Origin of the sequence: Lysinibacillus sp. NPDC086135, from assembly GCF_044746345.1 — a bacterium.
In the GTDB taxonomy this organism is placed as follows: Bacteria; Bacillota; Bacilli; order Bacillales_A; family Planococcaceae; genus Lysinibacillus.
Map to the genome: position 1 here is coordinate 37,559 of NZ_JBIVCA010000029.1, position 9,603 is coordinate 47,161.

The following is a 9,603-nucleotide window of genomic DNA, read 5'->3' on the forward strand; positions in this document are numbered from 1 at the left end:
TCTATTTGACAAATTTGTGAATCTATCATCGGACTTGTTGCTATATTTACTATTCCATGATAAATTGATTCATGTGAAATAAATCACAAAACAAACATACACCCCTTTGTTTGAACGTGAACATTTCTCCCATCCCCTTTGTGAAAAAGAAGCGTCACTATCTGTCGAGGATAGTGGCGCTTCTTTTATTTTTAGAAAATGTTCCGATAAATAAATAGAGCTAATCTATAAATAAAATGAATGCAACCAGTTGCATTCATTTTATTTTTTCTTTATAATGCAATCAAATGATTACATTTTATGAAAAGAGGTTAGAAAGTGAAGAGTAAACAAAGTTATATGATGCCGGTAATTGCTGCGGCTCTTGGTTTTTTTATGGCTTTATTGGACACCACAATTGTGAATGTTTCTTTGCCAAAAATTACAGCATACTATGAAACGACAATTGATCAAATTTCTTGGGTGATTGATAGCTACAACATTGCCTTTGGTGTTGTTTTGCTAACGGCGGTAAGATTTGCAGATCAATTTGGTAGAAAGAAAATATTTCAAATAGGGCTTATTTTGTTTGTAATTGCGTCAGTTCTATGTGGATTATCACAATCTATTGGGTTATTAATTTTATTTCGGTCGATTCAAGGTTTGGCGGCAGCAATGATTGTTCCAGTATGTGTCCCTTTAGTACTTGTTCATACTCCGGCAGAAAAGGTTGGTGTTGTAACGGCACTATTTGGAATAATGGCTGGGGTATCGACTGCATTGGGACCGACAATTGGAGGAGTAGTCTCAGAGAACTTTTCATGGCAGTGGATATTTTATATTAATGTACCGATAGGGATTTTAGCAGTGAGTTTAATTCATTATTTTGTACATGAATCGTATGATTCTACTGCCTCTAAGAAGATCGACTGGATGGGTATGATAACAATTAGTATTTCATTGTTTGCACTCATATACGGTCTTTTACAAGTGAAGGAAGTTGGGTGGTCATCACCACTTGTACTATGTTGTTTAATTGGCAGTGTTATAGGCTTATTATTATTTGTAAAGTTTGAATCAAAAAATAAAGATCCAATGCTTCCAGTTCAGTTATTTAAAAACTATCAGTTTGCATGCGGGAATATCGCACTGTTATGTTTAGGAATCGGGATGATGTGTGTCTACTTTTTAATGGCATTTTATTTAACAACAGTAAACGGAATTTCTCAGATACAGGCGGGTTTAATACTTAGCTCATCTTCTATAGCGACAATGCTCATTACACCTCTTGCAGCTAAAGCAAATAAATGGGGGACATTATGGTTTGGTGTCATTGGTTATGTACTATTTAGTATAGGAACCTACTTGTTAGGTTTTATTTCATCAGATCAATCGGTTTGGGTTATTGTAGGAGTTTTAATGATTGTTGGTTTAGGATCGGGTTTAATCTTTAGCCCATTATCAATAGCACTCATTTTGCAGGTTCCCGAAGAAAAGGCTGGGATTGCATCAGGGTTATTTCAAGTAAGTCGTGTCATTGGGGCTGCGGTTGGCGTGGCAATTTTAGTCGTGATGCTACAGCATATGATGCAAAACGAAATGAAAGCAGCAAAAAATGAAATGATCGAAAAGGTTGAGATAAGTAAATTTAGTGATAATACGAAGGAAAAGCTAAAGCTTCAATTCGAAAAAAGTAAAAATGAGCTAACAGAAAATAAATCGTCACTACAAGACGTTTTACATAAGTTAACGGACGAAGAGGAAAAAGTACTAAAATCTTCACCAGATAAAGTACATGCTGAAATTAAGGAAAGATTCGCTATTGAAAGAAAGGAAATAATAAATCTTTATCCAGCGTTAGAAAAAATAATGAAGGATCATATTTCTTTAGCATATAAAGCAGTTTTTAGATTTGGAGCAATTGTCATGTTAATTGGTGCCGTTTTCGCTTATTTAAATGGCATAAATGCAAGAAGAATGAAGAAATATATAAGAGAACGAAACTTTGAAGCTGCTAAGAAATGTTAACTTTTTTGAGCTGATGTTCAAACATTCGAAATAAATAAAGGAACTCAATCTAATAACGCCACGTCCTGTGGCATTACCGAAATGACCAATATCAGCCCTCGTGCAGGCCAAAGCACAAAGCCGATTCCGGACGCATTGTTTATTTGTGCGAAAGCGAAGCGACGGCAGCAAATGTTTTCTGCACGAAAGCGAAGCGACAGCGGCAATTATGCCGAGGCATAATTGCTTAAACTGAATGCAACTGATTGCTATCACTTTTTAATTCCGATATAATATTGAGCAAATTATGGTCGGAGGAGGAAAGAGGGTATAATGGCAAAGCTGAAGACAAGAGAAAAAATTCTTAATGCTGCATTGACGCTTTTTGGAGAAAAAGGGTTTGCTGGAACTTCTACACGTGAAATTGCTGAACGTGCCGGTGTGAATCACATTACACTTTTTAGACACTTTGGAAATAAGGAGAATTTGTTTCGTGAGAGTGTTATTTCACATAAAACAGACAGAGATTATTTTCCTAAAATAGAAGAGGCGTTTACAGGTGATATAGAGCAAGATCTTAAAATCTTGGCACAAGCTTATTTTGAAGAAAACATTCCTGTCAAGGAAACTATTTGGGTACTTATGCGTGAGATTCAACAAGATAAAGAATTTGAAAAAATGTTTTTTGAGTACCCGAATAAGTTATTTCAACATTTAGAAAATTATTTAATTAAATTACATGAGCAAGGGAAAATTCCAAAAGGGAACTTTAAATATACTGCGAATTTTTTCTATTCTCTGCTGTCGTCAATTTTAGTTTTTCAATTGACATTACCTTATATAAATGAACATATTAATCCGGATATTGATGAGATGATAGATGAGGTTGTGCATTTATTTACTTTAAGTTTGTTTAATCCGAAAGAAAGTTAATGATGAGGCTAAAAAGACAAATAAAAGCAAGTGAAGTTTTTTTCTTCACTTGCTTTTATTATTAGGAGCTTAGAATAATAGTATAATTGCTTTATTTAATACGCCACAGTGTAGCGTGATTTGTCTGAATTCGTTCAATCTTTTGTTGCAGCATACGCTTTTTTAATTCGCGTTCAGCTGTTTGTTCTGTTAATGAGTAGATGAAAGCTACTTCATTTGTTGAAAGTGTATGGAATTTTGTAAATAACTCTTCCATTGTTGGCAATGGTTGACGCACAAGCTGTTCATCCATCATTTCTTGTAAAATATGTTCATAAACTTCATAGGAATAGCTACCACTAACTTTTAGACCCTCATCTTCAATACATTCATTGAAAAACACAATGCTAGGCACTTCATCAACTTCCATTTCACGTTTAATGTATAAATCGCATTGGAAGGCACGTGCTGCTTCCTTTGAACCAAAGTCTGCAGAAAATTCATTCATGTCTAATTGAACATCTTCCGCAATTTTTAACAGCGTAGCGTAAGAATTGACATCTTGTTGGTTTAGTAATACATATTCTTGTAGTTTCGACAAATAGCGTGCACCGACACGTTTGCCCTGTAACTCTGCCGCTTTAATAGCGATAGATGGTAAGACAGGATGATTAATGTCGAGTTCAATACCCGATAAACAACCTTTTACACGTTTACTTAAACAATTCAAAGAGGCAAGCTCTGTGCTTAGCACAAAGCGCCATGTAAAGTAATGATTGTACTCTAAATGTAACTTACGAAGAATGGCTTGCATATTATAAGCTTCTGGACAAAGTGGATCTACGAAAATATACAATTCAATAGGCTTATTAGCAGTAGAAATCTCAAGAGTTGGCTTCTGCAGCATTTGAATATTATTCACGTAACAATTCCCCCTCATCGTCATTTGGTGTATTAATCATGTGATGAGCTGTTAATACTAAACGTTGATAATATGTTTCTCGGAACTTCCCTTCCAACCCCACTTCATCCATCGCTTCGGACATACATTCAAGCCAAGCTTGGGCACGATCAGGTGTAATCGGAAAATTCATATGGCGTGCACGCATCATTGGGTGTCCATGCTCCTCAGTAAAAAGATTTGGTCCACCTAAATACTGTGTTTGAAATTGAATTTGCTTGCGTGCTGTCTCTGTTAAATCTTTCGGAAAGATTGGAATTAGATCAGGATGCTGAGCAACTCTTTTATAGAATGCATGGATTAGCTCTGAAAGCTTTTCAGCCCCCAGCTCCTCATAAGGAACAGTGTATTTTCGATTCATAATTAAATGCCCCTTTAATTCTTTATATCGTAAAGTATATTTTTATACTTGGTCATCTTTACAAATGTGAATTTCTTGTGACTACCTTCATTCTATCAACGTCTTTTCGTTAACACAAACAAAGCGCTCTTCCGAAATGTTTTTCGCTAAAAAAGCACAAATTTCACCACGCGGGTGAAATTTGCCGAAAAAGACTGTATTAACAATGTTTAAACGATTAAGCTGTGTAGTAATTCATCACTTTTTTGACATAATTCTGTGTTTCTTTGAAAGGAGGAATGCCACCATACTTTGTAACGCGTGAAGATCCTGCATTATAAGCAGCTAACGCTAATGTAGGGTCATTATCAAATTTATCTAGCAATTGACGTAAATATTTTGCACCTGCCATAATATTTTGCTCAGGATCAAAGGCGTTTGTAACCCCTAAATATTGCGCTGTTTTTGGCATTAATTGCATTAATCCTTGTGCTCCAGCATGACTAACCACGCTTGAATTAAAATTGGACTCTTGCTTAATCACTGCAGCGATGAGCTTCTCTGGTACATTATATGTAGTTGCTGCCTTTTGAATAATCGAAGCGTATTTGTTCGCACCTGTTAGTGAATTGGCATACGCTGTTGAACCAATTACATTGTCCGCAACATAGGAGTCGAGCTTTGTACTAGATTGTGTATTTGCTAATGCCGCCTGTACAGCAGAAGGTATAAAGACGTCATTAGAACCCCTATAAAGTAATGATTGATACGCACTATTTTGCATGTTTTCAGCTAACCCATTTAAACTACTAAACTGGTTCATCAATGATGAAGCGCTTGATACACCCCCGAGCAAGCTAGATAATTTTGCACTATTAGTAGTAGTTGAGTCGCCTAGCAATTCGCTAATCATATCAGAAAAAATAGCATTGCTGTCTGTAAGATTGTTTGACGATGAATTTTCTGAAGATCCTAGTGTTTGTAATGCTTGAATCTCAAATAAAGTTCTGAGTGATTGGATATCCAAGGAGTTGTCACCCTTTCTTGTATACTAGTTAAGCTACTGTTATTTATTCATTTGTAATGCTTTCATGAAACGTGCGATTTTTTTATCTGTAGCCCGTTTTTCAATACCATATTGCTGTAGAAATTCGTCGAAGATTGCATTTCCTTTTATTGCATCTTTTGATTCATATTCTACCTCATAATCGTCGCACTGCAAATAGAAAGAATGATCGAATACTAGAAGACCATCCCTATAAGGAATTTCGACACGATCGGTTGTAAGTGAACCAAATATTGCTAAATTTTTTAAAGGAATGTTGAAGAGAGCTAGTCTTTTTGCTACCTCTTGGGCATAAAAACCTTCTCCAACAAGCATTTTCTTAGCTTGCTCAGCAGTTAGTTCGTCAGTTGTTTCTAAATGAGCGTGCTCTGCATTTTTTTCTTTTAAAGTACATTCAAAATATTTGCCGATTTGTCGAATACGGAGCCCACTTTGTAGTTTTCGAATAGCTTGGGAAGGTGTGTCGAAATAATGATTTGTTTGGCGATGAATAGCACCTTCGGGAATGTTAAATGCTTGCAATAAATGCTCGTATTGTTGCTTTGTTAAGAGATTTTTAAATTCTATTTCAAGTTCTTGTACCATTATGATCACCTGTTTATTTTATTTTTTTCGTGTGTTGATTAGTGGAAAGGTTCATCAACATGGCATGGGGTTGATTTCCTTTCCGGCTGGGCGCTTTGTAGCTGTAATAGAGCATCAATGTTGGTCACGAGGTTGTTATCTTAGGATGTGGTGTTTTAGCCTTTATTCCTCTATTGCTGATCTCCAAGGAAGTCGCCCAGACGGAACGGAAATCAACTACACGCTATAATAAAAAGTTTCGTTCGTTATTTCATTGATTTAATATTTACACACTGCAACTATTTACCCTCTATGCTAAAATAAGAGGAAGAGTACGACGAAAAGGGGAACCGCATGTGCGTAAAATTTATACAATAGAAACATTGAATTTTGAAAACGAGCAACTTCATTTTAGTTTAAACGACATTGAAGCAAATTTACAGTTAAAACCTGCTGCACAATTAATAGCAGACTCTGATGACTTTGCATTCATTTATTTACTTGATGCAGGAGAGAATTATCATTACTTGCGTTTTCCACCGAGTAGTTGGGATGAACTTGTACATATTTTGCAAAAAAAGCAAAATCCAAAGCTACAACTAGGTACGGAAGTTATTGAGCTTATTAATTTTTACGATGAACTAGAAATGCTCGTGTATAATATTGAAGGAAATTACAATTATGGGGCAGAATTTGTCCAAGCGGTGGAACACCACTTCAAGACAATTCTTTCTGAATAAAAAGACAAAACGAACAGACGGTGTTGGTTTTGTTCGATACCGATTGTCGGGAGGTTTTTGCGATGGGACAATGGGAAATATTTTTAAGTCCTTATAAACAAGCAGTAGATGAGTTAAAAGTAAAATTAAAGGGTATGCGTTCACAGTTTGGCATTGTTAATGCAAATTCACCAATTGAATTTGTAACGGGACGTGTAAAACCTTTAGCAAGTATATACGATAAATCATTAGAAAAAGGACTCGCATTTGAACCTTCTAAACAGCTAGGTGATGAGTTAGGGGATATCGCAGGTTTACGTATTATGTGTCAATTTGTAGATGATATTTCAACAGTTACGGAACTAATACGTCAACGTAAAGATATGCGTGTAGTGGAAGAGCGTGACTATATTACACATAATAAGCCAAGTGGCTACCGATCATATCATATGATTGTCGAATATCCTGTTGAAACGATACAAGGGAAAAAAGTGGTTTTAGCTGAAATTCAAATAAGAACACTAGCTATGAATTTCTGGGCATCTATTGAGCATTCTTTAAATTATAAATATAAAGGCATGTTCCCCGAGGAAATTAAAAATCGCCTTCAAAGTGCAGCAGAGGCCGCCTTCCGATTGGATGAGGAAATGTCGTCCATTCGTAGTGAGATACAAGAAGCGCAGGCCTATTTTAGTGAATACAAAGAGGCATCGAATCCTAATTTATTATCGGAGAAGGAGCGTGACACAAAATGAAGTTTTCCATTCAATCACGTAGAGATGCACAGTCGAACGAATTAATGGAGCTAGCTAAAACGTATTTGCAGGACTTTGGGTTAACTTATGATGAAGAAGCTCCTGAAATTGTCATCTCTATTGGAGGAGATGGCACTTTACTCCATGCCTTTCATCGATATGCTCATATGCTACATCAGGTTGCCTTCGTAGGTATCCATACGGGACATTTAGGATTTTATGCGGATTGGAAGCCATCTGAATTAGAAAAGCTTGTTTTGTCCATTGCCAAAAAGGACTTTAACGTTGTGGAGTATCCACTACTAGAGGTAAAGGTGGAACATCATAATGCAGAATCCAATACGTATTTAGCGTTAAATGAAGCAACTATAAAATCACCTGATGTCACGCTTGTTATGGATGTTGAGTTAAATGGTAATCAGTTTGAACGTTTCCGTGGAGACGGTCTTTGTGTGTCAACTCCTTCTGGTAGTACAGCTTATAATAAAGCCCTCGGTGGAGCAATTATTCACCCAACTTTAGCGGCACTCCAAATTACTGAGATAGCATCTATCAATAACCGTGTCTTCCGTACAGTTGGTTCTCCACTCATTTTACCAGCACACCATCACTGTGTTTTACGTCCAGTAAATGAACAAAACTTTAATATGACTGTTGATCATTTACAAGTTACGCAAGGCGATGTGAAGTCGATTGCTTTTAATGTAGCAACTGAAAGAGTACGTTTTGCTCGTTTCCGTCCATTCCCATTCTGGGAACGTGTACATGAGTCATTCGTGGCAAATGAGTAAAATGGATACAAGATTTACACTGCATTTTATAGCGGAAAAGGAAGGCCAGCTACTAAGGGAAGCCTTAACTGAATGGCGCATCTCCAAGCGAGCTTTAACGGCAATTAAATTTGATGGAGGCTTACTGACCGTGAATGATGTTGAACGCAATGTTCGACATCCTCTTCGCGTTGGGGACCGAGTTGAAGTTAAATTTCCTCTTGAAGAAAAAAGTGAAGGGCTCGCTGTTGAACATGGTGAACTTTCTATTATTTATGAAGATGAAACGATTTTAGTGCTTAATAAGCCAGCACATCAGAGCACGATTCCTTCGCGTGAGCATCCAACATATAGCGTAGCTAATTTAGTGTGTGGTCATTTTCAGCAACAGGGTCTAGCATCAACTGCTCATATCGTAACGAGACTTGATCGTGATACTTCTGGTTTGCTGTGCATTGCCAAACATGCTCATATTCATCATTTAACGGGACTTGCACAGCGCAATGGAGAAATTTGTAGACAATATGAAGCCATTGTACATGGACATGTGGCACAAGATGTACAATCAATTATTGCTCCTATTGGACGCAAGGAGACGAGTATCATTGAACGAGAGGTACGTGAGGATGGTCAATTTGCACATACAGACGTGACCATTTTAAGGCGCTTTTATTTACAGGATGAACCGATGACACATATACAGCTAAAGTTGCACACAGGGCGTACACATCAAATTCGTGTGCATATGGCCTATATAGGACATCCACTTGTTGGAGATGAACTTTATGGAGGAAGTCGCGATCATATAAATAGACAAGCCCTACACTGTGTATCCTTAAAGATGCTTCACCCTTTGACAGATGAGCGTTTACAATTTAAAAGTAACTTAAATGTAGATATGCAGAGATTATTGAATGACTCCTTAGTTTGAAGCTTGACACAATAACCTATCTATGAACGAAGACTTCATTAGTTCACTAAGAGTGAAAACTATTACTGAATATGTTATATAAGTAAGGAGATGTTCGCACAAACGGGCATCTCTTTATCATTTTATAGCTCAGTAAAAGTATAGTCTTTTCTTAACAGCACGTTAACAGAAAAGAAAGTGTTTGTAGGATATAGTAATGTAGAGGGTTATTTGGCTTGGTACCGCTAGTTTCTGTGCGAAAGAGAAGCGGCAGCAACAAATGTTTTGTCTGTGCGAAAGCGAAGCGGCAGCAACAAATGTTTTATCTGTCCGAAAGCGAAGCGGCAGCAACAAATGTTTTATCTGTGCGAAAGCGAAGCGGCAGCAACAAATGTTTTATCTGTGCGAAAGCGAAGCGGCAGCAATAAATGTTTTGTCTGTGCGAAAGAGAAGCGGCAGCAACAAATGTTTTGTCTGTGCGAAAGCGAAGCGGCAGCAACAAATGTTTTATCTGTGCGAAAGCGAAGCGGCAGCAACAAATGTTTTGTCTGTGCGAAAGCGAAGCGGCAGCAACAAATGTTTTATCTGTGCGAAAGCGAAGCGGCAGCAACAAATGTTTT

The 9,603-nt window shown here is 37.1% G+C and carries 11 protein-coding genes; 6 read left to right on the top strand and 5 right to left on the bottom strand.

Going from position 1 to position 9,603, the window contains the following annotated elements:
* Window positions 1-318: 318 nt before the first annotated feature.
* Window positions 319-2,007 carry an MFS transporter gene (locus tag ACIPKN_RS25010; RefSeq protein ID WP_400941420.1) on the top strand — a complete coding sequence of 563 codons (1,689 nt, stop codon included), beginning with the start codon at window positions 319-321 and terminating at the stop codon, window positions 2,005-2,007.
* A 312-nt stretch (window positions 2,008-2,319) separates the two neighbouring features.
* A complete protein-coding gene (locus ACIPKN_RS25015; protein WP_400941422.1) occupies window positions 2,320-2,919 on the top strand; it encodes a TetR/AcrR family transcriptional regulator in 600 nt (199 codons plus the stop codon).
* Between the two features lie 91 nt (window positions 2,920-3,010).
* On the opposite strand, the gene ACIPKN_RS25020 is transcribed toward ACIPKN_RS25015, so the two are convergent.
* The 4 genes from ACIPKN_RS25020 to ACIPKN_RS25035 form a co-directional block, all read right to left on the bottom strand.
* Window positions 3,011-3,820 (bottom strand): DsbA family protein, encoded by an 810-nt coding sequence (locus ACIPKN_RS25020; protein ID WP_132363933.1) that lies wholly within the window; start codon window positions 3,818-3,820, stop codon window positions 3,011-3,013.
* Entirely contained in the window at window positions 3,813-4,220 is a 408-nt protein-coding gene (locus tag ACIPKN_RS25025; RefSeq protein ID WP_132363931.1) for a globin domain-containing protein, read from the bottom strand. Before ACIPKN_RS25025 ends, ACIPKN_RS25020 begins: the two co-directional genes overlap by 8 nt.
* 217 nt (window positions 4,221-4,437) lie before the next feature.
* Window positions 4,438-5,226, bottom strand: a complete 789-nt coding sequence (locus ACIPKN_RS25030) for a lytic transglycosylase domain-containing protein (RefSeq protein WP_142510262.1) — start codon at window positions 5,224-5,226, stop codon at window positions 4,438-4,440.
* 39 nt (window positions 5,227-5,265) lie between these two features.
* The gene (locus ACIPKN_RS25035) at window positions 5,266-5,850 is read right to left on the bottom strand and encodes a CYTH domain-containing protein (protein WP_400941426.1); all 585 of its coding nucleotides are present in this window, start codon (window positions 5,848-5,850) and stop codon (window positions 5,266-5,268) included.
* A gap of 335 nt (window positions 5,851-6,185) precedes the next feature.
* On the opposite strand from ACIPKN_RS25035, the gene ACIPKN_RS25040 reads away from it, so the two are divergent.
* The 4 genes from ACIPKN_RS25040 (at window position 6,186) to ACIPKN_RS25055 (ending at window position 9,004) form a co-directional block, all read left to right on the top strand.
* Window positions 6,186-6,569, top strand: a complete 384-nt coding sequence (locus ACIPKN_RS25040) for a UPF0738 family protein (protein ID WP_400941428.1) — start codon at window positions 6,186-6,188, stop codon at window positions 6,567-6,569.
* Between the two features lie 62 nt (window positions 6,570-6,631).
* Window positions 6,632-7,303 (top strand): GTP diphosphokinase, encoded by a 672-nt coding sequence (gene yjbM, locus ACIPKN_RS25045; RefSeq protein WP_132363923.1) that lies wholly within the window; start codon window positions 6,632-6,634, stop codon window positions 7,301-7,303.
* Window positions 7,300-8,094: an NAD kinase gene (locus ACIPKN_RS25050; protein ID WP_132363921.1), complete on the top strand. Its 795-nt coding sequence runs from the start codon at window positions 7,300-7,302 to the stop codon at window positions 8,092-8,094. The genes yjbM and ACIPKN_RS25050 overlap by 4 nt, the downstream gene beginning before the upstream one ends.
* A gap of 1 nt (window position 8,095) precedes the next feature.
* Window positions 8,096-9,004, top strand: coding sequence for an RluA family pseudouridine synthase (locus ACIPKN_RS25055; RefSeq protein ID WP_400941436.1), 909 nt, complete (start codon window positions 8,096-8,098; stop codon window positions 9,002-9,004).
* Window positions 9,005-9,305: 301 nt separating this feature from the next.
* Here ACIPKN_RS25055 and ACIPKN_RS25060 read toward each other — a convergent pair.
* Window positions 9,306-9,603, bottom strand: a 298-nt coding sequence (locus ACIPKN_RS25060; protein ID WP_400941431.1) for a hypothetical protein, incomplete at its 5' end; no start/stop codon positions are given.

Coding starts and splice junctions, on each gene's coding strand:
- ACIPKN_RS25015 (WP_400941422.1), top strand. CDS start 2,320: ATGGCAAAGCTGAAGACAAGAGAAAAAATTCTTAATGCTGCATTGACG.
- ACIPKN_RS25025 (WP_132363931.1), bottom strand. CDS start 4,220: ATGAATCGAAAATACACTGTTCCTTATGAGGAGCTGGGGGCTGAAAAG.
- ACIPKN_RS25035 (WP_400941426.1), bottom strand. CDS start 5,850: ATGGTACAAGAACTTGAAATAGAATTTAAAAATCTCTTAACAAAGCAA.
- yjbM (WP_132363923.1), top strand. CDS start 6,632: ATGGGACAATGGGAAATATTTTTAAGTCCTTATAAACAAGCAGTAGAT.
- ACIPKN_RS25050 (WP_132363921.1), top strand. CDS start 7,300: ATGAAGTTTTCCATTCAATCACGTAGAGATGCACAGTCGAACGAATTA.
- ACIPKN_RS25055 (WP_400941436.1), top strand. CDS start 8,096: ATGGATACAAGATTTACACTGCATTTTATAGCGGAAAAGGAAGGCCAG.